Origin of the sequence: Escherichia sp. TW09308, assembly GCF_000208565.1 — a bacterium.
In the GTDB taxonomy this organism is placed as follows: Bacteria; Pseudomonadota; Gammaproteobacteria; order Enterobacterales; family Enterobacteriaceae; genus Escherichia; species Escherichia marmotae.
The window spans coordinates 2,809,179-2,833,809 of the sequence record NZ_AEME01000001.1 but is presented as its reverse complement, the minus strand read 5'-3'; the positions used below and the strand labels follow the sequence as shown (position 1 = coordinate 2,833,809).

The 24,631-nt window shown below is 49.1% G+C and carries 22 protein-coding genes, 1 tRNA gene and 1 pseudogene; 8 read left to right on the top strand and 16 right to left on the bottom strand.

Annotated features, from left to right (window positions below; all coding sequences use genetic code 11):
* Positions 1 to 10: 10 nt before the first annotated feature.
* The 8 genes from ESM_RS0113490 to ESM_RS0113455 form a co-directional block, all read right to left on the bottom strand.
* Positions 11 to 1,237 carry a capsule biosynthesis protein gene (locus tag ESM_RS0113490; protein ID WP_001161837.1) on the bottom strand — a complete coding sequence of 409 codons (1,227 nt, stop codon included), beginning with the start codon at positions 1,235 to 1,237 and terminating at the stop codon, positions 11 to 13.
* A gap of 34 nt (positions 1,238 to 1,271) precedes the next feature.
* Complete coding sequence (locus ESM_RS0113485; RefSeq protein ID WP_000579241.1) at positions 1,272 to 3,299, bottom strand: capsular polysaccharide biosynthesis protein; 2,028 nt, start codon at positions 3,297 to 3,299, stop codon at positions 1,272 to 1,274.
* On the bottom strand, positions 3,296 to 4,036 hold the full coding sequence (kdsB, locus tag ESM_RS0113480) for a 3-deoxy-manno-octulosonate cytidylyltransferase (RefSeq protein ID WP_000030753.1): 741 nt from the start codon (positions 4,034 to 4,036) through the stop codon (positions 3,296 to 3,298). Before kdsB ends, ESM_RS0113485 begins: the two co-directional genes overlap by 4 nt.
* A 9-nt stretch (positions 4,037 to 4,045) precedes the next feature.
* Positions 4,046 to 5,722 carry a polysaccharide biosynthesis/export family protein gene (locus tag ESM_RS0113475; protein WP_001325876.1) on the bottom strand — a complete coding sequence of 559 codons (1,677 nt, stop codon included), beginning with the start codon at positions 5,720 to 5,722 and terminating at the stop codon, positions 4,046 to 4,048.
* Positions 5,723 to 5,745: 23 nt separating this feature from the next.
* Positions 5,746 to 6,894 carry a capsule polysaccharide transporter gene (locus tag ESM_RS0113470; RefSeq protein WP_000905744.1) on the bottom strand — a complete coding sequence of 383 codons (1,149 nt, stop codon included), beginning with the start codon at positions 6,892 to 6,894 and terminating at the stop codon, positions 5,746 to 5,748.
* A 62-nt stretch (positions 6,895 to 6,956) separates the two neighbouring features.
* Positions 6,957 to 7,940 (bottom strand): KpsF/GutQ family sugar-phosphate isomerase, encoded by a 984-nt coding sequence (locus ESM_RS0113465; RefSeq protein WP_016262528.1) that lies wholly within the window; start codon positions 7,938 to 7,940, stop codon positions 6,957 to 6,959.
* A gap of 824 nt (positions 7,941 to 8,764) precedes the next feature.
* Positions 8,765 to 9,100: a lysozyme inhibitor LprI family protein gene (locus tag ESM_RS0113460; protein ID WP_000789899.1), complete on the bottom strand. Its 336-nt coding sequence runs from the start codon at positions 9,098 to 9,100 to the stop codon at positions 8,765 to 8,767.
* Complete coding sequence (locus ESM_RS0113455) at positions 9,097 to 9,570, bottom strand: hypothetical protein (protein ID WP_000143249.1); 474 nt, start codon at positions 9,568 to 9,570, stop codon at positions 9,097 to 9,099. The genes ESM_RS0113460 and ESM_RS0113455 overlap by 4 nt, the downstream gene beginning before the upstream one ends.
* Before the next feature lie 591 nt (positions 9,571 to 10,161).
* Here ESM_RS0113455 and tssB point away from each other — a divergent pair.
* Positions 10,162 to 10,657, top strand: a pseudogene (tssB, locus tag ESM_RS01000000124880) (type VI secretion system contractile sheath small subunit).
* Between the two features lie 285 nt (positions 10,658 to 10,942).
* On the opposite strand, the gene ESM_RS0113445 reads toward tssB, so the two are convergent.
* Positions 10,943 to 11,018, bottom strand: a tRNA-Phe gene (locus ESM_RS0113445).
* Between the two features lie 105 nt (positions 11,019 to 11,123).
* On the bottom strand, positions 11,124 to 11,831 hold the full coding sequence (locus tag ESM_RS0113440) for a DUF554 domain-containing protein (RefSeq protein WP_000234507.1): 708 nt from the start codon (positions 11,829 to 11,831) through the stop codon (positions 11,124 to 11,126).
* A gap of 152 nt (positions 11,832 to 11,983) precedes the next feature.
* Here ESM_RS0113440 and ESM_RS1000000129130 point away from each other — a divergent pair, with 152 nt between their 5' ends.
* Both ESM_RS1000000129130 and speC read left to right on the top strand, forming a co-directional pair.
* A complete protein-coding gene (locus ESM_RS1000000129130) occupies positions 11,984 to 12,067 on the top strand; it encodes a hypothetical protein (RefSeq protein ID WP_212976457.1) in 84 nt (27 codons plus the stop codon).
* A gap of 162 nt (positions 12,068 to 12,229) precedes the next feature.
* The gene (gene speC, locus ESM_RS0113435; RefSeq protein WP_000839918.1) at positions 12,230 to 14,365 is read left to right on the top strand and encodes an ornithine decarboxylase; all 2,136 of its coding nucleotides are present in this window, start codon (positions 12,230 to 12,232) and stop codon (positions 14,363 to 14,365) included.
* Between the two features lie 48 nt (positions 14,366 to 14,413).
* On the opposite strand, the gene nupG is transcribed toward speC, so the two are convergent.
* The 4 genes from nupG to mutY form a co-directional block, all read right to left on the bottom strand.
* Positions 14,414 to 15,670, bottom strand: a complete 1,257-nt coding sequence (gene nupG, locus ESM_RS0113430) for a nucleoside permease NupG (protein WP_001517062.1) — start codon at positions 15,668 to 15,670, stop codon at positions 14,414 to 14,416.
* Between the two features lie 199 nt (positions 15,671 to 15,869).
* Complete coding sequence (mltC, locus tag ESM_RS0113425; protein WP_001517061.1) at positions 15,870 to 16,949, bottom strand: membrane-bound lytic murein transglycosylase MltC; 1,080 nt, start codon at positions 16,947 to 16,949, stop codon at positions 15,870 to 15,872.
* Between the two features lie 66 nt (positions 16,950 to 17,015).
* The gene (locus ESM_RS0113420) at positions 17,016 to 17,291 is read right to left on the bottom strand and encodes an oxidative damage protection protein (protein WP_000091700.1); all 276 of its coding nucleotides are present in this window, start codon (positions 17,289 to 17,291) and stop codon (positions 17,016 to 17,018) included.
* A gap of 26 nt (positions 17,292 to 17,317) precedes the next feature.
* A complete protein-coding gene (gene mutY, locus ESM_RS0113415) occupies positions 17,318 to 18,370 on the bottom strand; it encodes an A/G-specific adenine glycosylase (protein WP_010378720.1) in 1,053 nt (350 codons plus the stop codon).
* A 160-nt stretch (positions 18,371 to 18,530) separates the two neighbouring features.
* Between mutY and trmB the strand changes: the two genes are divergently transcribed.
* From trmB to ESM_RS0113390, 5 genes are all read left to right on the top strand, one after another.
* On the top strand, positions 18,531 to 19,250 hold the full coding sequence (trmB, locus tag ESM_RS0113410) for a tRNA (guanosine(46)-N7)-methyltransferase TrmB (protein WP_000786922.1): 720 nt from the start codon (positions 18,531 to 18,533) through the stop codon (positions 19,248 to 19,250).
* Positions 19,250 to 19,576 carry a YggL family protein gene (locus ESM_RS0113405; protein WP_001107572.1) on the top strand — a complete coding sequence of 109 codons (327 nt, stop codon included), beginning with the start codon at positions 19,250 to 19,252 and terminating at the stop codon, positions 19,574 to 19,576. Before trmB ends, ESM_RS0113405 begins: the two co-directional genes overlap by 1 nt.
* A gap of 201 nt (positions 19,577 to 19,777) precedes the next feature.
* Positions 19,778 to 20,497 carry a DUF2884 domain-containing protein gene (locus ESM_RS0113400; protein WP_000984801.1) on the top strand — a complete coding sequence of 240 codons (720 nt, stop codon included), beginning with the start codon at positions 19,778 to 19,780 and terminating at the stop codon, positions 20,495 to 20,497.
* Between the two features lie 175 nt (positions 20,498 to 20,672).
* Positions 20,673 to 21,719 (top strand): L-asparaginase 2, encoded by a 1,047-nt coding sequence (gene ansB, locus ESM_RS0113395; RefSeq protein WP_000394192.1) that lies wholly within the window; start codon positions 20,673 to 20,675, stop codon positions 21,717 to 21,719.
* Between the two features lie 116 nt (positions 21,720 to 21,835).
* Positions 21,836 to 22,843, top strand: a complete 1,008-nt coding sequence (locus ESM_RS0113390; protein ID WP_000745199.1) for a DUF1202 family protein — start codon at positions 21,836 to 21,838, stop codon at positions 22,841 to 22,843.
* A 64-nt stretch (positions 22,844 to 22,907) separates the two neighbouring features.
* Here ESM_RS0113390 and hemW read toward each other — a convergent pair whose 3' ends face one another.
* Positions 22,908 to 24,044 carry a radical SAM family heme chaperone HemW gene (hemW, locus tag ESM_RS0113385; protein ID WP_000239972.1) on the bottom strand — a complete coding sequence of 379 codons (1,137 nt, stop codon included), beginning with the start codon at positions 24,042 to 24,044 and terminating at the stop codon, positions 22,908 to 22,910.
* Positions 24,037 to 24,630, bottom strand: a complete 594-nt coding sequence (locus ESM_RS0113380; RefSeq protein WP_001174757.1) for an XTP/dITP diphosphatase — start codon at positions 24,628 to 24,630, stop codon at positions 24,037 to 24,039. Before ESM_RS0113380 ends, hemW begins: the two co-directional genes overlap by 8 nt.
* Between the last annotated feature and the right edge of the window lies 1 nt (position 24,631).

The window sequence follows — 24,631 nt, the reverse complement described above, 5'->3', positions numbered from 1 at the left end:
CAGGTCTGAGCTAATACATATAATGTTTTTCTTTTATAAAATCCTTCTTTGTAATAAAAAATCTATCCCCATAATAAACCCCATTAACCTGCGTCTTCACCAATAAATACCCCCGAAACTTCTTAAACAGTTTCATATCCGGTTTAAAATCAGCCTGCCAGAACTGGTGCAAATGCCCTTGATACGTTAATCCTTTGATGTCGTACAGGGCATTGCCCATCACTTTGAGTGGTTTGTTATGAATCAGCGCAGAGATCCCTGCTGTACTATTAATCGTCACCACAGCTTTTGCGTGCCGTAATAGTTCCGGCATCGGGAGATCGTGCACATAAATGACGCGCTCACCTAAGCCATATTCCTTACTCAACCGTTTAATTAATGGTCGATAGAGTCTGTGGCCACGATCCATCGGATGATGTTTGATCACCAAATAACTTTCTTTCGGCGCTTTACGCGAAAATGAGTACATGACTTCATTAATATAGTCACGCACATCGTTATAATTGCTGTGGTTACGAATCTGGCTATCGTTATATACCTGCAAAACGGCAAGATAATAACGTTGATCCAGCTCGTTCATTAACCTCGGCAATACCTTACGCTGTGTTACCTTGTAAAGTTGTTTGCGCCAGTACGCACGAACCCAGCAACGAGCCTCATACCAGGGGGAAAACGATTTGTGGTGGCGGTAACGAGGGAACTCATGGCGGTAGTGCCAGCCCATCAGGTAATACCACATCGCATGGCCTATACGTTTCATCGTTGAAGGTTTTAAGTTCTCAACGTGCGGCGCAGGCATATCTGGTAACTTACGATAAAAATCTGGATCGCGCGGTAGCGATGAATATGCGTTTACTCCGCCTTCTTCAACGGTAATAAATTGCGGGCGTAAGTATCCTTCTTCAAATGCCAGAAAGCGGATCCCTTTCGATTTTGCCCACCGTTTTGCTTCTTTGTGCAATGGGCGGCAGTCACCAAAACAGAGAATGGTATCAAAGTCATATTGTCGGTGAAGATCTCGCAGCCAACCGGGAAACTCTTTCGGCGTTTGGTAGTAAGCCAGGTATTGTCGATGGCGGCAGTAAAAACGATCCCCACCGTTGAAGACAACATTCACAGCGTTACGGCCTAATGACTCTAACCATTCGGCGACGTCATTGAAAAAAGGTCCCATCGGTCCCTGCAATAGCAGATATTTTTTACCGGATAATAAAACGGTTAGTGCATTACCTTGCATAAATGATTTGCGTAATAGTCAACTATGAAATTGTTTAGCCAAATCTGACCTTGCAGAACATAATTAATTTGCGGTAATAGCGTATTACTCGCCCCGCTTTTTTTCGGGTAATAAACATCGGCTTGCGCGGCGTCTGGATCAAATATTCCGCCGCTTCTTCAACCGTAATAGGTTGTAGCTGTGTTGGGTGGATATAGGTTGGATAAACAATCAGCGCCTGATAGATCAAGTCTGCTATCGTTAATCTGCGCTCGCGGCGCGGGCAGTGATGTTCATCGACGGTTAAACCCCAACCGGCATAGAAGGGCAGGCCGTAACAATGTACGTGCTTACCATGTAATAACGCTTCAAATCCCGACAGCGACGTCATGGTGTGCACTTCATCTGCGCGCTGAATGCATTGAATAATATCTGCGTCAAGTGCCTGATAATCAGCTAGTTCAGCAGCCAGTTCTGCCGGAATATCGCCCTTGCGATTCCCCACCAGTACATCCGGGTGCGGTTTATAAATAATGTAGGCGTGCGGATTACGCTCGCGTACTGTGCGTAATAGCTCAAGGTTGCTCTTAATCGAGACAGTGCCTGTTTTAATAGAGGCATCGTCCTCTACTTGACCCGGCACCAGGATAACTTTTTTACCTTTAGCTTCGTCTGGTAGAGAGAAATCGGCTCCCAGGTTGTACTTGCTCAGTTTGCTTTCAACCAGTCGCTGGCGTAATTTTTCAGCTCGCATCTGCTGCGCCAGCGTTAGCTGGCTATGATTCAGCAGCACTTCCAGGTCGCTGGGGCGCGTGGTGTCATAGTAGATCCCGCGTTTATCCAGCACCAGCGATAGCGGTGGCAGCAGGTCAGAGCCAAGTCCGGATGAACGCAGAAAACCATCTTCCATTCGCCATAACGGCAGTGATTTTCGCTGCGCTTCGGCTCGCCATTGCTGCTCTCCCTTTACACCCCATACCACGCAAGCGGTCGCCGTAGGGCTGCGACGTGAAAAACTCAGCCGGTTTGTCGCGGTACGCAAGAAAGGTTTCAGGATCGCTGACTTCCACAGCGTTAAGCCTGGCGCCCATAAATAGCCATTACGCTGTTGCAGATGTCGGCGTTGTAATTGCAGCCATTGCAGCACGGTAAACAGATCGCTTACTGCTCCCGTTTGCGGATCGATATAGCGACAGTAACGCAGGTATGCAGCGGCAAAAAGTTCTTCCAGTGTGGCTGAACCGCGTCGGGCAGATAACAACGCCGACTGCGGATGACGATCGTCCGTTAAGCCCCAGCCTGCATACCAGGGCTGGCCGAAGCATGTCACCGGTTTTCCTGCCAGCAAGGCTTCAAAGCCGTACTGGGAGGTCACGACGTAAACTCGGGAAACGTGTCGCAACAGCGACTGCGGGCTGACATTCTCGGCAATTAAACGTACTCGTTGCGTGGCGCGCAGATCAGCGAAATAACCTGTTTTCTTTCCTTCCAGTACATCTGGGTGCACCTTCACCCAAATTGTCGCTTGAGGATTTTCCGCAATCGCGGCCTCCAGCATGGCGGCAAATTCATTCTGACCCGCATTACCATACGTCACTGACATATCATTAAATGTCTGATCGACAACCAGAACGATGTCTGAATGTTCTGACTCATCAGCCACAAACGCAGGCGCCAGATTATATTTCGACAAATCATCGGTCACGATGGTGTGCATCGCTTCTCTGGCCTGATCAGCCAATGCCGCATTTCCGGCTTTATCCTGTACCAGTTTCTCCAGCGCCGAAGGCTTGCTGGCATCGTAGTAAATGCCGCAATCATCTACCACCAAAGAAAGCGGCGGTGCGCCATTGACGCCAAGATCCAGCGAACGCACAAATCCATCTTCCAGACGGATGACCGGTTTTCCCGCTGCTTTGGCGATGGCGACTGGTTTCGCCGCGCTGGGGCGATGTCCCCACACGGCGATAGCATCAACTTCTTGTGGAACAGGGCGCAGCAGAGAAAGTTTCTGGCACGGTTGCGCCAGAAATTTCTCCAGATGTGGAATACGCCAGATGCCAGACGAGAAAATGCCAATCATGCGTTTTCAGCCAGTTCCTGTGCCATCAGGGTGCGCACTTTTTCAAGACATGCAGGGGTGTCGACGCCCGGACCTGTTGCGGCAACTTCAAACGTGCGAATGTTGATCCCTGCGTTCATCAACCGTAGCTGCTCCAGTGATTCCGCCTGCTCCAGCATGGACTCCGGCAACTGGCTGTAGTTTTGCAGCACATCGCGACGATAAGCGTAAATACCGACGTGTTTCAGGTAACGCGCTTTTTCAGCATTACGCGGATACGGGATCGGTGAGCGGCTGAAATAAAGCGCATCCTGGCGGGTATTCACAACCACTTTTACTGTGCTTGGCTCCGTCGCTTCTTCGGCAGAAATCGCGTGGCATAGTGTTGCCACCGGCAACGCGGGATCGTCACGCATTCCTTGTAACAGTGTTTCTACATCCCGCGGACGAATCATTGGTTCATCGCCCTGCAAGTTAATGTAGATATCTGCTTCCACCGTATGCATCACCTCGACCAGCCGATCGGTGCCGGATTCATGATCGTTGCGCGTCATGATGGCTTTCCCGCCGAACGCCTGCACGGCCTGTTCAACGCGCGGGTCGTCTGTTGCCACCCAAACTTCTGCAACGCCCGCCACCTGTAACGCACGCTCGTAAACATGCTGGATCATCGGTTTGCCGACAATATCGAGTAGCGGCTTACCCGGCAGGCGCGATGAACCATAACGAGCCGGAATGACAATAACTGCTTTGCTCATTTCAACTCCTTACAAAGACAGAATCACTTTTGCACCCACCGCCAACTGGTAAAGGATGGTGGAAATACCGCGAGTAACTTCAATGTTTTTCGATTCATATTTCGGCAGAACCATAATCTCATCGCCCGGCTTGAGTGAATCCACATCTTCCGCGTTGACGGCAGCGCCGTTCTGACGAATGACGATAATTCTGGCGTTACCCGATTTCTGCGTCAGGCCACCACATTTCTCGATGTAATCCTCGGTGGTCATCCCCTTCTGCCAGCTCACCGCGTTCGGGAACAGCACCTCGCCATGAACCATAACCAGCGACGTTTTCTCTGGAATATTGATGACGTCGCCATCTTCAAGCAGAACAGAATCAATATTGGACTCGTTGAGGATCACTTCGCCTTTCGGGACCACAGTACGTGCTTTTGCCACAAAGCGGCTGATCAGTTGCGCTTCCTGCATACGCAGGCTGGCTTCTTCTTTGGTGGAGGACTGGGCAGAAAGTGACGCTTCCTCCAGTTTTTGCAGCGAGAGATTCAGCATCTCTTTCTGACGCTGAGCTACTGATGGGCGATAAAGCTGAACCGCGTTCATCTGCGACATGCTGTTCGGACGGATTTTTTCCAGAACCGCACGCATGGTGGAACCATAAGGCAGCACCATGGCATGTTCGCCGGAATGCGCGCCTTCAACTCGTACCTGAATGGTGCCGGCATAGCGGTCAGTGCTCACGATTAAGGTATCGCCGTTCTGCAACATACGGCCTGGCGCAGAACTGATCGGATAGTATTCGCTACGTTTTTGCAGCCCCTGTTTACGCATAATCGTAATGTGAGTTGCGCCAGGCTTAGGGCGTGCCCAGCTCAACGCTTCTGTTACAGGAATGCTGCTTTCGCGGAACTCAAAGTCGTAGCTGTTAAAGACATCGCCCTGAACGCTGAACGTATGTTGACGAGGCCCAACGATGATGGTGTCACCATCGGCGAACTGCGAAAGCCCCAGTTTTCCGTTTAGCAGGAAGTCATACAGGTTGACGTTGGAGCGCACGCGGTTGCCGCGCTTGACCACAATATCAACGTAGCTCCCGCGTTCCGGATCTACGCCGCCAGCCTTGATCAGATAATTCAGTAAAGAGTCGGACGTCACGCCGCCGTACAGACCAGGATTACGTACAAAGCCGGTAACGTACACTTTTACTGGCTGCGCCTGTAATAAGGAGGCGTAGACGTTGACGTTGGACTGGTACACTTCCTTTACTTTTGATGTAACCAGGGCGTTCAACTGGCTATTGCTAACCCCAGCAACTTTCACCGGACCAACGTTCGGCAGGAAAATATTGCCTTTGGGATCAATCTGTAACGCACCATCAAAGGTGAACGCACCCCATAAACGAACCTGAACGCTATCGCCCGGATTAAGGATATAGTCAGGATTGAATCCTACCGTTGCACCGCTATCCGCGCTGGTGCCGTTGAAAAGTTGAGCACCAAACATACGACTCATCACCACCGGCTGTGCTGGCGGTGGGGTGTTGTCGAAGCCGCTCATGTTTTGTGTATCCGATTGCTGCCCACTCAGAATACCGGGCAGTGGTGCTGCCCCCGTAAGGTTTGAGTCAGCGTTAATATCAATGGCCGCGCTGGCCTGCGCCGCGTGACAGGCGGCAATCAGTAAAATTGATTTAAATAATTTCATCACAAACTCATTCAGCGACAGCGTTAATCTCGGTGATCTTCAATAACAGCCAGCAACAGTTTCAGGGTGCCGAACAGCAGGCAGCACACCAGTAACCAACAGGCGATCAAATAAGGGATGTTTGGAAAAGACGATTCCTGCGGCAACTGTGGCGAACTGATCACAGACAGCACCTTGAGCTTACGAGCCGCTTCTACACGGGTCTTTTCAATGGAGGTCAGGGTCAGTTTGTACAGCTCGGTGTTGAACTCTACTTTTGATTTGATTTCTTCAAAATCCACCGCCATACGGTTTAGCTTGTCACCCTGTGGCGCTGTGATTTTGCTTTTTTCTTCATCGATTTGTGCCTGCAATGACTGAATCGCGTTACGCGCGCTCACCACTTGGGGGGCGTCTTCACGCAGATATGTCAGCAAGTTACGCAGATCTGCTTCCATCTGGATCTTCTGAGCCATCAGCGTATTTACTAACGTGCTCGCCGCCTGAGCCTGGGCTTGTGGATCCAGGACGTTATTGCTGTCCTGATAAGAGAGCAGTTCCGCTTTGCTGGCATCCAGACGCTGGCGCGCTTTTTCCATCTCGCTTTCTGCAAAGGCAAGTTGATCACGCGCAATGCGATGCGACATCTCATTGATAAAGCGTTCTGACTCTTTCAACACGGTCTGGTTAAATTTAAGCGCAAACTCCGGGCTAAAGCCCTGTGTCTGAATATTCAGCAATCCGGTTTTATCGTCATACGAAACGTTGATACGGTCCTTGTAGTACTTCAGGAAGCCTTCTGCGGTTTCATCCTTGCTAAGATGATTAAGAAAATCGAGCCCGCTGTGGCTAAATGCTTCACGAAAATTCAGTTGCTTATCCAGCGCCGCCAGCATATCCGGCGAGTTGATATACTCTTTCAGATACAACGCATCTTCCGCGGAACTGGGGTTAGAGGCACCCAGAAGCAGACCAAAATTCAGGCTGCCGCTATTTAAATCATCCGAGCGTTTAATGGCGACTTTCGACTCGCTCATATAACGAGGCTGGCTGAAGATAGCCAGATAGATCAGTAGCACAGCCATCGGTGCCAGAATGATGATTTTCGCCAGGTGTTTTTGGATATCTGTCAGTGAGATGGCAGACAGACGAGCACGCATCCAGGATACGGCAGACTTCAATTTTATCAACATGTAACGATTATCAGAGTTTCAGTGGAGGCGAGGGGGCTGGCCTCTCGCCTCCCGTTGCTTCATTAGTCGAAAATTCGTACAAGACCAGTGACTTTGTTCGCCTTGTTGGTCACCAATAACGTTGAGACTCGATGCTTTTGCATCTTTTCTTCCGCTTCGATGATCATGGTTTCTTCCGGTAGAGTCAGTGGTTCACGCGTCATCATCTGCGCAGCCGTGGCGGATGTCAGAGAATCCTCTTTTTCCATAAAGCGACGCAGGTCACCGTCGGTGATAATACCCGCCAGCCCGCCTTCTGCGTCTTCTACCATCACCATACCCTGGCAACCGCTGGTGATACGTTGAATCACGGTTTTAAACGACGCATCCAGGTGCACCGCAGGAACATCATGCTGCATAACATCAGCAACACGGGTCAGCAGGCGACGACCTAATGAACCGCCCGGGTGATAACGCGCGAAGTCATTCGGCATAAATTTACGCTGGTGGATCATGGCAATAGCCAGCGCGTCTCCGATCGCCATGGTCAGCGTGGTGGACGTTGTTGGTGCAAGGTTATTCGGGCAGGTTTCATTCTCCATGTGAAGTTCTAGCACGGCATCAGCATTTTTCGCCAGCGTGGAATTTCCATTATTAGTAATGGCGATAATTCGGTTGCCGAAATTCTTCAGTGAAGGGACTAGCTTCAGAATTTCATCAGTTTCACCGCTGGCGGAAATAAGGATCAGGAGATCATAAGGCGTAATCATACCGAGATCGCCATGGAAAGCCTCTGCCGGATGAATAAAGAAACTCGGCGTACCAGTAGAGGCCAGTGTCGCTGACATTTTACGACCAACATGCCCTGATTTACCCATTCCCGAAAGAATAACGTGTCCTTTACAGTTCATTATCAAATTAAGGACTCGTTGGTACTGTACGGGATCCAGTTGCTTAGACAAGTTTTGTAATGCTGCGCCTTGTTCTGCCAGAGTCTGGCGAACAGAGGTAATTAAATATGGATCGATAGTACTGCTCTGGTCATCAGGTAAATGTCTTTCAGACATATCAGCTCCTTTGCACGGAAATAGTGCCACAGTCACAACAAACCCGAACCCATAATAAATTATTGATATTAAATCAATGGGTTATAACAAATTATTTAATAAATATAAAAATATGGTTAGTCCATGCTCTTATCCAGGACTTATCACCCTCTTATTAAGTCGCAATGTCTCATGGAAGTGCGAAGATACTGCAATATTACAGGCGAGAAGGGGGAACCAAATTTTGCCCACCTATTTAACACAGCCCTACATTATGAACAAGGAGTTTAGGATTTTTATCAATGATTAAAATGTTTCGCGCTTAACTATTGAATCAAAAAACAATTCATAGGTTGATTGTTTCCTTGTAAAAAAAGAGATGCATAACACTGTTATTTATAAATAAAACACCTCGGTAATGGTGGTGATATTCCGCATTCAACTATTTAAGCTATGTATAGTTAACCAATTGACAATTTCCATATAAAGCAGAAGGGAGTGATAAAGTTTTATTCGTGACTATTAAATATCAAGATTGTTTTCTGGTTGATTATTTCTGCAGGTGGCTGTGGAATTAAAACAGACCAGATTGCATTTATTGGTACATATATTTTCAAGGAAACTATTACCAAATAAAAAATAATTATTGGGATTATCACGTAATGAATCGGTTGCACATATGCCAGAGAGCACTTCCGTCCGGCCATCCTTCATTTTTGTAGCGTACATTTTGCTCAGTGAAAGGGCTGATGGAGAGACAAGCATCAGGCCCTTTTGGCCATACTCGCGGGTAAGGAGGTGCCTCGCAGAAAGGCACCTCCGGCAACCAACAGTCCACTTCAGATTCAGAGTGGTTTATTAATCGCGTCATAAAGATGGTTTAAAGTTTTTAATCGCTGTTTGTATGCTTTTCTCAGGCAGGTTGTATCGCTACCACACCGGCGTCGTTCAGCCAGCCACAGTACCTGTGAGTCATGCAGTTCCCCGGCGGCTCCCATCGCGTAAAGTCCATGAAGGAATTGATATTTAACACTCAACTCCACGTCCAAATCATTCAGGCTATGTGATGAACAAATTGCTTTTTCATCCGCACTGTGGGACTGCCGACAATCAAAACTGGCCGCCGTGGCAGAGAACGCCGGGAGAGTGATGATGAGAAATGCGGTAAGAATATTTTTCACTGGCTTAGCCTCCCGGGACGAATAACGGGTCCCGGAGCCATGGTCAGGGTTTTGTTGTTCAACAATCTGAACCCTATAGCCTCTCCGGTTTTCACTGACAGTTCACATGCGTAGTGAAAAGTCGTCCAGTTAATCCCCCGACGGTACTGACCATTGCCCGTCAGGAGCGCAGGTGAGACCAGGCGCTGCATATTATGTTTTCCCTGATCGAGAATAACCTTATCTACGTCGGTGTACTGCTTCTGTAGTTCTTTCAGTGCCAGCGGTCGGCAAATAAATTCGGCTACGCGTTGAGCTTCAGTCCAGTTTGTATAGGCAAAATTACGGTCATTCTTCCCTTTTACCTCACGATGAATGACGTTATTCAGATGTTCTACCTGGGCAGGATTCAACGAGACATTCGTTGCAAATGCAAATCCGGTATACATACAGGATATAGCGGTAATAACAACCAAACGCTTAAAAGTCATAAATACTCCGTTATGCATAAGATCCTACATTTACTGTGCTATTACAATGTATGAATATAAGTTCAAGGAATAGTCAATATGCTGCGCTGCGTCAATATTTTATGGTTAATCAGGCTATTCGGGTGTAGGCCTGAATATGCTGTAATGCAAATTTGCGCTTACCTAAAATAAAATCTCTTCCGCCAATGGTGAGGCCTGTAGAAACTGGGATGGTCTGAGTGTTGGATAAGGATGGCGGTGAATGCTTATGAATCAGTAAGGCAAAGTAAGCGGGGCTATCAGAATAACTTTGCCAGTAGTATGAAGCCAGGTAAGTCAACGTTTCGCACGATGTACCGCCTGTCTGTTAACAGGTTGTGCGGGTAATGAAAAAATAAAAGCACATAATAAAAATACAATTAGGAATATTTATAAAGACGTTTTTAATTGCTTGATATCGCTGTGCTTATTTTTATTGTCTGGCAACATTCCCATTGTTTTTATTCTCAATGTATTGATCTGTATTGTTTTTTTGATTTCGCCATTGCCTTAGTATCCGGTTAAATAAGTATTATGATTAATTTGACTTTAACTGAATTACGTGAGGGGATTATGAGTGACAGTTTCCAGCGGGAGATACCAAAGGCCCGTATTAATCTGAAATTAGAACTGCATACAGGGGGGCGAGTAAAAAACAGAATTACCCCTGAAGTTACTGGTTGCGGGTGATTTTAGTAATGGTCAGGAATCCGCGCCATTATCTGAGCGTAAAAAAGTTAATCTTAACAAAAATAATTTTGATGCAGTCCTTTCAGACTATTCCCCAAAAGTAAATCTTATCGTTAATAACACACTTGCTGATGACGGTAGCGAAGACAGCATCAGGTTGACATTTCAGAGCATAAAGGATTTCTCCCCTGAACAGGTATCCCGACAAATACCTCAGCTAAAAGCCATGCTTTCCATGCGTAATTTACTTCGTGATTTAAAAGCGAACCTTCTGGATAACCAGACGTTCCGTAAAGAACTGGAAAACATTTTGCTGGACCCGGCATTAAGTGCAGAACTCAAAGCAGAACTTTCAGCTTTGGCACCTAAACAGCCGTAACGGTCACGACGATTTAATGGATTAATAAGGAAAATGTTGACGTCTGTAAAAAATGAGAATGCCGCTGGTGGCGAGCCGATTGCCGCACAATCAGGGGGAACGTCAGGGAGTGATAATTAACAGAATATCACTGTGAGCGCCTGCATGTATTGGTGTGTATAAAGCAACAAACATCGTCGAAAATGGCGAGAAATACAGCACGCAAATTACGTGTAGCAACGGCCAGAAATTTACCGTAGCCAGAAAAAGAAAAAGCCCCGCTTTTCAGCGAGGCCTTATGAATAGTGGTGCCCGGACTCGGAATCGAACCAAGGACACGGGGATTTTCAATCCCCTGCTCTACCGACTGAGCTATCCGGGCAACGGGGCGCATTAAACCTGATTCGCCTCGTCTCGTCAATTAAATTTCTTCAATTTATAGCAGACTGCACAATCTATCATCACTTTGCCGTTACTACACGCATCATCAGACAAACCAGGTGCTCCAGGCGGCGGAAAGAGGCATTGCCAGAAGTAGTGCTGGAAGCATGTTGACCACCGGAAATAGTTTAATGCCGCAGATGCGTAAGCCGGTTGCTAGCAGCAGCAAACCACCTACGGCGCTGAAGTCTGCCATCATCGATGGTGTTGTCAGCGGTAATATCAGCGCAGCAGCCCAGGCCAGCGTTAACTGGATGATCAGCAATGGAATACTAATCACCGATACCGCAATGCCAAGTGAACAGGCGAAGATCATCGCGGTAAAGAAATCCAGAAATGACTTGGCGATTAAAATGCTCGGATCGCCGGTCATCCCTTCATTCATCGCGCCGAAGATCCCGGTGCCGCTGGCACAAAACAGGACAATAATCGCGACAAAATTCTGAATAAAAGATTCATGCGCTGGCTTTTTACGCGAGTGACGAAACAAATTTTGCGCTTTAGCGACTGCGGTATTAACACCTTTTTCCAACAAACAAATTTCACCAATTAATGCACCGAGTAGCGTCGCTAAAACCATCGCCGGAAGGTTGGCGCATTTCACCACCAGTAAAATACCAATTCCCAACGATGCCAGACCAAAAATGGATGTCATAGAGACACGGATCCGTTCCGGTAAGCGTTGACTAAGCAGTGCGCCGAGGACGCCACCCAGTAATACTGCACTAGCGTTGATAAAAGGGCCGATGACCACAAGAGTTCCTGTTAATTGTGTTGTTTGATGTTTTTATTATGAACTTTTTGTCCCGCCGATTGCTTGTCTGACCGCAAAGTCCTGGCTTGCACGCTCTGGTGAAAGGTGCCATGATTGCGCGAATTTTCTCCTTGTTGTACGGAGTTTGCCCGATGCACGCCACCTCCTTACATTCTCTTGTTTATCGCCGTTTTGCGCGAAACGCTTCCCTTTCCATATTACTGCTCATGCGGTGAAGTTAACGCACGCTCACTGTAGGACAACAGTAAAATCAGAGCCATTCTGCTTTTACTGATGTCTGGCGGTCGGAGCTGGTGACCAGTTTGACCCACATCTCATGCGGCAGGTTTTTACACCTTGCCCGGTATTTTTACCTCCCCGAAACGGGTTTTACATTTATGAAATCAATGAGTATTGCCGCCAGTAGTGAACTGGTTTCCCGAATTTCTACCCATCGTCGCGTGGTGGCGCTGGAAGATACTGATTTTACGGACGTCGCGGCAGTCGTCATTACCGCTGCGGATAGCCGCAGTGGCATTCTTGCGTTACTTAAACGCACTGGTTTTCATCTACCGGTGTTTTTGTATTCCGAACAGATTGTTGAATTGCCTGCGGGCGTCGCGGCGGTAATCAATGGCAACGAGCAGCAGTGGCTGGAGCTGGAATCTGCAGCCTGCCAGTACGAAGAGAACGTGTTGCCGCCGTTTTATGACACGCTGACGCAATATGTTGAGATGGGCAACAGCACTTTTGCTTGCCCGGGTCATCAACATGGCGCGTTCTTTAAAAAGCATCCTGCGGGGCGTCATTTTTACAATTTCTTCGGTGAGAACGTTTTTCGTGCCGATATGTGCAACGCCGATGTGAAACTGGGCGATCTGCTTATTCATGAAGGCTCAGCGAAGGATGCGCAGAAGTTTGCGGCCAAAGTGTTTCATGCTGATAAAACCTATTTTGTGCTTAACGGCACTTCGGCAGCAAACAAAGTGGTTACCAATGCGCTGTTAACGCGTGGCGATCTGGTACTGTTCGATCGTAACAATCATAAGTCGAATCATCACGGTGCATTGATTCAGGCTGGGGCGACGCCGGTGTATCTGGAAGCCGCGCGTAACCCGTTCGGTTTTATCGGCGGTATTGATGCGCATTGTTTTAATGAAGACTATTTGCGCCAGCAAATTCGTGAAGTGGCACCAGAAAAAGCCGAACTACCGCGCCCGTTTCGCCTGGCAATTATTCAGTTAGGAACTTATGACGGTACTATCTATAACGCTCGCCAGGTGATCGAGACCATTGGGCATTTGTGCGATTACATTCTGTTTGATTCCGCGTGGGTCGGTTACGAGCAGTTTATTCCGATGATGGCAGATAGCTCGCCGTTACTGTTAGAACTTAACGAAAACGATCCGGGGATCTTTGTTACCCAGTCGGTGCACAAACAGCAGGCGGGATTCTCGCAGACTTCGCAGATCCACAAAAAAGATAACCATATTCGCGGGCAGGCGCGCTTTTGCCCGCATAAGCGGTTGAATAATGCCTTTATGCTCCACGCCTCCACCAGTCCGTTCTATCCGCTGTTTGCTGCGCTGGACGTTAACGCCAAAATCCATGAAGGGGAGAGCGGTCGTCGACTGTGGGCGGAGTGTGTTGAGTTGGGCATTGAAGCGCGCAAGGCGATTCTTGCACGCTGTAAGCTGTTTCGCCCGTTTATCCCGCCCGTTGTTGGTGGCAAATTGTGGCAGGATTATCCGACGTCAGTATTGGCCAGCGACCGTCGCTTCTTCAGTTTTGAACCGGGGGCGAATTGGCACGGCTTTGAGGGATATGCCGCAGATCAGTATTTTGTTGATCCGTGCAAGCTGCTACTGACCACGCCCGGTATCGATGCCGAAACCGGTGAATATAGCGACTTTGGTATTCCTGCGACGATTCTGGCGCACTATCTGCGTGAGAATGGCATTGTGCCGGAAAAGTGCGATCTCAACTCTATTCTGTTCTTATTAACCCCGGCGGAGAGCCACGAGAAGCTGGCACAACTGGTCGCAATGTTGGCACAGTTTGAACAGCATATTGAGGATGACTCGCCACTGGCTGAGGTGTTGCCGAGCGTTTATAACAAATATCCGGTGCGCTATCGCGACTATACCCTGCGCCAGTTGTGTCAGGAGATGCACGATCTGTATGTCAGTTTCGACGTCAAAGACCTGCAAAAAGCGATGTTCCGCCAACAGAGTTTCCCGCCTGTAGTGATGAATCCCCAGGATGCGCATAGCGCCTATATTCGTGGTGAAGTGGAGTTAGTGCGTATTCGTGATGCCGAAGGGCGGATTGCGGCGGAAGGCGCGCTGCCGTATCCACCTGGCGTGCTTTGCGTGGTGCCGGGGGAGGTATGGGGAGGCGCGGTACAGCGTTATTTTCTCGCACTGGAAGAAGGCGTGAATTTGTTGCCGGGGTTTTCGCCGGAGCTACAAGGTGTCTATAGCGAAACCGATGCCGACGGCATGAAACGTTTATACGGTTATGTGTTGAAGTGAGAACAAAAAAACGGGCTACCAGATGGTAGCCCGTTTTTCTTGGCGTAATTAGTGGTTAACCGTCTGTGTGCCCGCCGGGACACGAACGTGTTTGTATTTGAACATCGCCATGAACGCGAAGGCCAGAACCACGGAGTAACCTGCGAAAATCAGCCATACGGTCTGCCAGTCGGTAATGCCGTTTTGGGTATACATCTCAACCACTTTACCGCTCACAATACCGCCGAGGATACAGCCGAAGCCGTTGGTCATCATCAGGAACATCCCCTGCGCACTGGCGCGAATTGCCGGGCTAACTTCTTTTTCCACAAACACCGAACCAGAGATGTTGAAGAAGTCGAATGCGCAGCCGTAGACAATCATTGACAGCACCAGCAGTACAGTACCGAACGGAGTCGGGTCGCCGTAGGCAAACAGCGCAAAACGCAGTATCCACGCCACAATACTGATCATCATTACGTTCTTAATACCGTAGCGGCTTAAGAAGAACGGGATAGTCAGAATGAACAGCGTTTCAGAGATTTGCGAAATCGACATGATGATTGACGCATGTTGCACGATAAAGCTGCTGGCGAACATCGGATCTTTGTCGAAGCTGTGCAGGAAGGTATTACCGAACATGTTGGTAATCTGCAGTTCCGCGCCCAGCAGCATCGAGAAGATGAAGAAAATCGCCATACGCTTGTTTTTAAACAGCGCGAATGCATCAAGCCCCAGCAAAGTCGTCCAGCTCTGATTCGCTTGCTGTTTAGCAACCGGAATATACGGCAGCGTAAAGGTAAACAGCACCAGAACGGCGGAAAGGGCTGCGCCAATATACAGTTGCATGTGGCTTAGTTCGAAGCCTGACAGGCTCACCACCCACATCGCCATAATAAAACCGATGGTGCCCCAGATACGGATTGGCGGGAAATCAGTAACGATATCCAGCCCCGCGTTTTGCAGGCGATAGTAAGAGATGGTGTTGATTAACCCAAGTGTTGGCATATAGGCAAACGAGTTAATCAGGATAACGAGGAACATCGCCTCCGGCGTGGTAACTTGCGCCGCCATGAAGAGAGTAATTGCGCCGATGGTGTGACAAATGGCATATACCCATTTCGCACTTAACCATTTGTCGGCCACAATCCCCAGCAAAGCAGGCATAAAGACCGCGGCGATACCCAGTGAACTATAAACTGCGCCAATAGAAGCACCGTCGAACTTCAGGGTAACGAACATATATGAGCCGAGGGTCGTTAGCCAACTTCCCCACAGGCAGAACTGCAGAAAAGAGAGGATTTTCAGCTGCAGCTTAAGATTCATGTTAATTTCCTCACATCGTGATGCGGATGAGTGTTTTAAAAAGCACATTTGACCGTGCAAGATGATGCGATTCTATCAACTTCGCTGACTGTTTTTTTGTTATCCGTAGCAAATAATTGCAAATAATATCAATTTGCAAGGCGAAATTGTGAAGTGTGTAACACTTTGCCTCGAAGTAATGTTAGAGGCAAAGGTGAAATTATCGACGGCGGTAAGATTTCTGCGCCATGTTCACTTTATAGAGATAGCGGCGAGATTCCGCAGAAGGATGGCGGGTCGTCAAAGTCTGATAAACATCACCTGGCGTCATGGTGTTAATAATATTAGCTGCCTGAATTTTATCATTCGAGAAAACACGTAACACGCTGCCTGCGCCGCCGTTATAGGCGGTGATGACGGCATAACGGCGCGACGTTGGGTTATCAATGCCGCCGAGATAAACATTATTCAGCATCGCCAGATATGCGGTGCCGGTATCAATGTTGCTGGCAGGATCGAACAAGAAACTGCGGCCAGGTATGCCGGATTTCCCCTGTGAGCGGAACACGTCTTTCCCGGCGGTGTGCTGTACTACCTGCATTAATCCCAGCGCATCGGAACGGCTGACCGCATACGGGTTAAATGAGGATTCGGTTTGCATAATCGCCAGAATTAATGACTCATCGACACCATATTTTCGTGACGCCTGGCGAACCATACCGAGATATTTATGCGCACGTTTATCAAGGTGGTTCGGCACCATATTAATGGTTACGCTGTAGATAATACGCAGCCCGTTGCTGCGGCTTTTGAGGCGGTTTTTCAGCAGATAATCCGCGAAATTGCTCGCGCGACCTTCCCAACGAATTGGCTGCCCGGTGTTGTCTACTACCTGACCATAAAGGAAAGGTTCTTTTGATATCGTAATATCATCAACATCGGAATAGAGATCGACCGACCCCGGATCGTCACCCATCAGTAACGTTTTGATAATTGCCCGGCGCAGGTGTGCGACAGGTTCCGTCCCGGCGATGGTTTCGATAGTGATCGTACCATCATCAAAGTTGATGTGGCTGCGGGTTTGATATTGATCGGTGTATTTCACGTAGTCCTTAGGACCGGCGATCACCACCTCTTTGAATCCCCAGATGTTTTCAATATTGTGGGCAAATTGCCCCATCAGAATATCAAAACCGTTGGTATCTTTGACCCAGGCTTCATTATAGGTATCGCCTTTTTTGGTCGTCGAACAGGAGATGAGCAACGGCGCAATCAAAGCCAGCGCGAGATATTTTTTCATCATTCCGGGTGCGTGTTGTGTTTGTTTTTATGCAAGTTGCCGGAGGCGTGCTCCGGCAATGTCTTTTTATTTTTTATCTTCCGGCGTATAGCCTTCGATATGTACCTCTTTACCTTCGAACAGGAAATTGACCATCTCCTGCTCCAGCAGCTTGCGGTGCTCAGCATTCATCATGTTAAGTTTCTTTTCGTTGATCAACATGGTTTGCTTGTGCTGCCACTGCGCCCAGGCTTCTTTGGAAATCTCGTTGTAGATGCGTTTTCCCAGTTCGCCGGGGTATAGCTGAAAATCCTGACCTTCTGCTTCACGCTGCAGGAAAGTACAAAAAATCGTTCTGCTCATAAATTATCCTCTTATCGACTCACGCGCTAAACCGGCGCGCCAGTGCGTAACTGCTGTAACAAACGCTCCACGGGAGCCGCCAGGCCAACTGACGGCGGTTGCGCTAAGTTATACCAGAGCGCATTGCCTTCATCCATGCAACCGGTGAATGACGACACGGGAAGCCACATAGGCACAATATCTAAATGGAAATGGCTGAAGGTATGACGAAACGCGGTGAGTTGCGTCAGGTGACCGGCGTTGATCTGCCGTTGCGCCAGCCATTGCCGCATACTTTCTTCATCAGCAAACTGCGGGAAGCAGTATAAACCGCCCCACAATCCACTTGGCGGACGCTGCGCCAGAAATACTTCATTTTCGTGCTGTAATAGCAGAAAGTAGCTGGTGCGCTCCGGCAGCGTCTGTTTCGGTTTTTTGCCTGGATAAAGTGACCAGCTATCATTGGCCGCGGCAATGCAGCCGTTTTGTAGCGGGCAGAGCGAACACTTTGGCTTCGAGCGCGTGCAGATCATCGCGCCTAAATCCATCATCGCCTGATTAAACCGCTCCACACCGACGGCGGGCGTCACCTGTTCGCTCAAACTCCACAGTTTATTCTCGACCTCTTTTTTCCCTGGCCAGCCGCTTACAGCATAGCAGCGCGCCAGCACGCGTTTGACGTTACCGTCGAGAATCGGAAAGTGCTTACCCAGAGAAAGTGAGAGGATCGCGCCCGCGGTGGAACGCCCGACGCCCGGTAGTGCGGCGATTTCCTCAAAGGTTTCCGGGAATTTTCCGCCGTGTAAGGTGGCAACTTGCTGTGCCGCTTTATGTAGATTGCGCGCGCGGGCGTAATAGCCAAGCCCGGTCCATAAGTGGAGAACTTCATCCAGCGGCGCATTGGCGAGATCGGTCACCGTCGGGAAGCGCGCCATAAAGCGTTCAAAATAGGGGATAACAGTCGCAACCTGAGTTTGTTGCAACATCACTTCTGAGAGCCATACTTTGTAGGGCGTCTTGTCAATTTGCCAGGGCAGGGTTTTCCGCCCGTATTTATCGTACCAGTCCAGAACCTGGGCTGAAAATTGCGACGCTTGCATGGTCACCAAATTCACAGTTGTTGGGGGCAAGATTGCAGCACAGCGACGACAGGGTGTAAACCGGAACTTTCCGCAGCCACGGCCTTATCATGCTTGCATCCGGCAACTAACTTTGGATAATGCCCGTTTTCAGAACACTTTCACAAGCGACTAAATCTTTATGAAAAACGACGTCATCTCACCGGAATTTGATGAAAACGGCCGTCCTCTGCGCCGTATCCGTAGTTTTGTACGCCGCCAGGGGCGACTGACCAAAGGCCAGGAACATGCGCTGGAAAACTACTGGCCGGTGATGGGCGTTGAGTTCAGCGAAGATATGCTGGATTTCCCGACGCTGTTTGGCCGTGAAGCGCCGGTGACGCTTGAGATTGGTTTTGGCATGGGTGCTTCGCTGGTGGCAATGGCGAAAGAGCGTCCGGAGCAGGATTTCCTCGGCATTGAAGTGCATTCGCCGGGCGTTGGCGCTTGCCTGGCTTCCGCGCATGAAGAGGGGCTGAGCAATCTGCGCGTGATGTGTCATGACGCGGTCGAAGTGCTGCATAAAATGATTCCTGACAATTCATTGAGCATGGTTCAGCTCTTTTTCCCTGACCCGTGGCACAAAGCACGTCATAATAAACGCCGTATCGTTCAGGTGCCGTTTGCTGAACTGGTAAAAAGCAAACTGCAACTGGGGGGCGTATTCCATATGGCGACCGACTGGGAACCTTATGCGGAACATATGCTCGAAGTGATGTCTTCCATTGACGGTTATAAAAACCTGTCAGAAAGTAACGATTACGTACCGCGCCCGGAATCACGTCCGGTGACGAAATTTGAACAACGTGGTCATCGTCTTGGTCACGGAGTATGGGACTTAATGTTCGAGAGGGTGAAATAATGGCAAAGAACCGTAGCCGTCGTCTGCGTAAAAAAATGCACATCGACGAATTCCAGGAATTAGGATTTTCGGTGGCATGGCGATTCCCGGAAGGTACATCGGAAGAACAGATTGATAAAACCGTTGATGATTTTATTAACGAGGTTGTCGAACCGAACAAGCTGGCTTTTGACGGCAGTGGTTATCTGGCCTGGGAAGGTCTGATCTGCATGCAGGAAATTGGCAAATGTACCGAAGAACATCAGGCGATTGTGCGTAAGTGGCTGGAAGAGCGCAAACTGGATGAGGTACGCACCAGCGAACTTTTCGACGTTTGGTGGGACTAAGAAAGCATACGGGCGATGACAAACGCAAAACTGCCTGATGCGCTACGCTTATCAGGCCTACAATGGGTATGCAATATATTGAGGTTGCACGATTGAGTAGGCCGGATAAGGCATTTACGCCGCATCCGGCATGGACAATGCGCACTTTGTTATCAATCCGGGCCAGCAAATGCTGGCCTGATTTGTTCTTGAGGGAAGATTATGATGCGCAAAATGCTGCTGGCGGCAGCACTTTCAGTAACGGCAATGACTGCTCACGCCGACTACCAGTGCAGCGTCACACCGCGTGACGATGTGATTGTCAGCCCGCAAACCGTACAGGTGAAGGGCGAAAACGGCAATCTGGTGATCACGCCAGACGGCAATGTGATGTACAACGGCAAGCAATATTCTCTGAGTGCCGCCCAGCGCGAGCAGGCGAAGGATTATCAGGCAGAACTGCGCAGCACGTTGCCGTGGATTGATGAAGGGACTAAGAGCCGCGTTGAGAAAGCCCGCGTCGCACTGGATAAAATTATCGTTCAGGAGATGGGTGAAAGCAGTAAAATGCGCAGCCGTCTGACCAAGCTCGATGCGCAGTTGAAAGAACAGATGAATCGCATTATTGAAACGCGCAGCGATGGCCTGACGTTCCACTATAAAGCCATTGATCAGGTTCGCGCCGAAGGCCAGCAACTAGTGAATCAGGCGATGGGTGGAATTTTGCAGGACAGCATTAATGAAATGGGCGCGAAAGCGGTACTGAAAAGCGGCGGTAATCCGTTACAGAATGTGCTGGGAAGCCTGGGCGGTTTGCAATCCTCCATCCAAACCGAGTGGAAAAAGCAGGAAAAAGATTTCCAGCAGTTTGGCAAAGATGTCTGTAGCCGTGTGGTGACCCTGGAAGATAGCCGCAAAGCCCTGGTCGGGAATTTGAAATAATCCTCTATTTTAAGACGGCATAATACTTTTTTATGCCGTTTAATTCTTCGTTTTGTTACCTGCCTCTAACTTTATAGATCTCCAAAATCCATTCACGTTGTAAATTGTTTAACGTCAAATTTCCTATACAAAGCTAAGGGATAATACGTAGCGTTCACGTAACTGGAGGAATGAAATGGAGTTTTTCAGAAAGACGGCACTTGCCGCACTGGTTATGGGTTTTAGTGGTGCAGCATTAGCATTACCGAATATCACCATTTTAGCGACCGGCGGGACGATTGCCGGTGGTGGTGACTCCGCAACCAAATCTAACTACACAGCGGGTAAAGTTGGCGTAGAAAACCTGGTCAATGCGGTGCCGCAATTGAAGGACATTGCGAACGTTAAAGGCGAGCAGGTCGTTAACATCGGCTCCCAGGACATGAATGATAATGTCTGGCTGACACTGGCGAAAAAAATTAATACCGACTGCGATAAAACTGACGGCTTCGTCATTACTCACGGTACAGACACGATGGAAGAAACCGCTTACTTCCTCGATCTGACCGTAAAATGTGATAAGCCAGTAGTGATGGTCGGCGCAATGCGTCCGTCCACCTCCATGAGCGCAGACGGTCCATTCAACCTGTATAACGCGGTAGTGACCGCAGCAGATAAAGCCTCCGCTAACCGTGGCGTGCTGGTAGTGATGAACGACACCGTGCTGGATGGTCGTGACGTGACCAAAACCAACACTACCGATGTAGCGACCTTCAAGTCTGTTAACTTCGGTCCACTGGGTTACATTCACAACGGTAAAATCGACTATCAGCGTACTCCGGCGCGTAAGCACACCAGCGATACGCCGTTTGATGTCTCTAAGCTGAATGAACTGCCGAAAGTTGGTATCGTTTATAACTATGCTAACGCATCCGATCTTCCGGCAAAAGCACTGGTAGATGCGGGCTATGACGGCATCGTTAGCGCCGGTGTGGGTAACGGTAACCTGTATAAAACCGTATTCGACACCCTGGCAACCGCGGCGAAAAACGGCACTGCGGTAGTGCGTTCTTCTCGCGTACCGACGGGCGCAACCACTCAGGATGCCGAAGTGGATGATGCGAAATACGGTTTCGTCGCCTCTGGTACGCTGAACCCGCAAAAAGCGCGCGTTCTGCTGCAACTGGCGCTGACGCAAACTAAAGATCCACAGCAGATCCAGCAGATTTTCAATCAGTACTAATCGCCTCGCCCCGGTATCGTGCCGGGGCTTTCTCACTTCAGACTCACGTCCATTGTCAATTATAATTATCATGATGATAATCACAGGAATAAATTATTCCACACGAGACTTTCACTGTGAAAAAACAATGGATTGTAGGTACGGCGTTGTTTGTGTTGATGTCAGGTTATGGCTGGGCCGATGGTGAACCGCCAACTGAAAATGTCTTAAAAGATCAATTCAAAAAGCAATATCACGGCATTCTCAAACTGGACGCCATCAATTTAAAAAACCTTGATGCGAAGGGGAATCAGGCCACCTGGTCTGCGGAAGGTGATGTCTCTTCTAACGATGATCTCTATACCTGGATCGGTCAGTTGGCAGATTATCAACTTCTGGAACAGACCTGGGTGAAAGATAAACCCGTAAAATTCTCAGCGATGTTAACCAGTAAAGGAACGCCCGCGTCTGGCTGGACGGTGAATTTTTACTCTTTTCAGGCAGCAGCCAGCGATAGTGGGCGGTTTGTTGATGATATCAAAACGAATAATAAGTACCTGATTGTGAATAGCGAAGATTTCAATTATCGCTTTAGTCAGCTTGAGTCAGCGCTGAATGTGCAGATGAATTCGATTTCGGGGCTGGAAAAGGAAGTGAAAGAGCTTGATAAGCAAATGGTTGCGGCACAGAAAGCGGCGAATGCTTATTGGGGAAAAGGGGCAGATGGCAAGCAAATGACTCGTGAAGACGCTTTTAAAAAAATACACCAGCAACGGGATGCGTTTAATAAACAGAATGATAGCGAGGTGTTCGCGGCTAAATATGACAAAGAGGTCTATCAACCGGCGATTGCGGCATGTCATAAACAGAGTGAAGAGTGTTATGAAGTGCCGATTCAGCAGAAACGGGATTTTGATATCAACGAGCAGCGGCGACAGACTTTTCTGCAATCACAAAAACTCAGCCGTAAATTGCAGGATGACTGGATAAAGCTTGAAAAAGGGCAATATCCGTTAACGATGAAAGTTTCGGAAATAAACAGTAAAAAAGTCGCGATTTTGATGAAGATTGACGATATCAACCAGGCTAATGAACGCTGGAAAAAAGATACCGAACAACTGCGGCGTAATGGGGTGATTAAGTAATTTTTGCGATGATGCATGGCTTGTAGCCGGATGTGGCGTTTACGCCGCATCCGGCAGAACAAGTTTACTCGGCCAGAAACAGTTCCAGCAGTGAATTTAAAAACAACTTCCCATGTTCCGTTATCTGCCAGTAATCCGCACATTCGGTGAGATAACCCTGAGCGATAGCCTCGTCTAACTGAGAGCGAATCACTTCTTCGCAAAGGCCGGTATACTGGCTAAACTCCACGCGTGGCGCGGCCTCCAGCAAACGGAAGCGATTCATAAAGAACTCGAACGGCTTATCAGCGGCTTCTACATCACGCTGGCTTTCCAGATAACGCCCCTGCATAAAACCACGCGGGTGACGCGTTTTGGTGGTACGCAGAATGCGCCCGTCCGGGAAGGTCACTTTGCCATGCGCGCCGCAGCCGATGCCGAGGTAGTCACCAAATCGCCAGTAGTTGAGATTGTGTTGGCATTGATAACCCGGTTTGGCGTAAGCGGAGGTTTCATATTGCTGATAACCCGCTGCGGTTAATAACTGATGCCCCTGTTCGAAAATATCCCACAGTGCGTCGTCGTCCGGTAGCACCGGTGGCCGCGAACCAAACAACGTATTGGGTTCGATGGTCAACTGATACCAGGAAAGATGCGGCGGATTCAGTTCAATGGCCTGGCGCAGATCGCCAAGTGCCTCTTCCAGTGATTGATCAGGCAACCCGTGCATCAAATCAAGATTAAAACTACGCAGCCCCAGCCCGCTTGCCAGATTCGCTGCCCGTTTCGCTTCTTGCGGGCCATGAATGCGTCCAAGTCGTTTCAGCTTTTCTTCGCTAAAACTCTGCACACCAATAGAGATGCGGTTCACACCGGCACGCTGATAATCAACAAAGCGATCGGCTTCTACCGTACCAGGATTCGCTTCCATAGTAATTTCTGCATCCGCTGCCAGCGGCAAACGCGCACGCACGCCGTCCAGCAGCGTTTGCATCGCCGGGCCAGAAAGCAGGCTCGGCGTACCACCGCCAATAAATATTGTCTGCACTTCACGACCCTGAGCATAAGCCACATCATTGTCCAGATCGTTAAGCAGATGCTGAACATAATCGTCGTGCGGCACTTCTCCTTTCAACGCGTGAGAGTTGAAATCGCAGTACGGGCATTTCTGCACACACCACGGGATGTGAATGTAGAGACTGAGCGGCGGTAACTTAACCATTACGTAGCGCGTCCAGCAGCAGTTTCAACGCCTGACCACGGTGGGAAATGGCACTCTTCTCTTCGCGAGTCAGTTCGGCAGCGGTTTTGCCTTCAGAAGGCACGAAGAAAATCGGATCATAACCAAAGCCACCAGTACCAGCAGGTTCACGGGTAATCACGCCAGGCCAGCAACCGTGGCACACCAGCGGAGTCGGATCTTCCGCATGACGCAGATACACCAGCACGCAGTGGAAACGTGCCTGGCGTTGGTCGTCCGGTACGTCTTTCAGGGTTTCCAGCAGTTTTTGCAGATTCTTTTGATCGGTTGCGTCTTCACCGGAATAACGAGCGGAGTAAATACCCGGCGCTCCGCCAAGCGCATCAACCGCCAGACCGGAATCGTCGGCAATCGCCGGTAAACCGGTCGCTTTGGCCGCGTGGCGCGCTTTCAGGATCGCGTTTTCGATAAAGGTCAGGCCGGTCTCTTCGGCGGAATCGACGCCAAGTTCCGTTTGGGCCACGATATCAAGACCGAAGTCGCTAAGCAGCGACGCCAGCTCACGCACTTTACCGGCATTGCCGGTTGCGAGGACAACTTTTTGCATA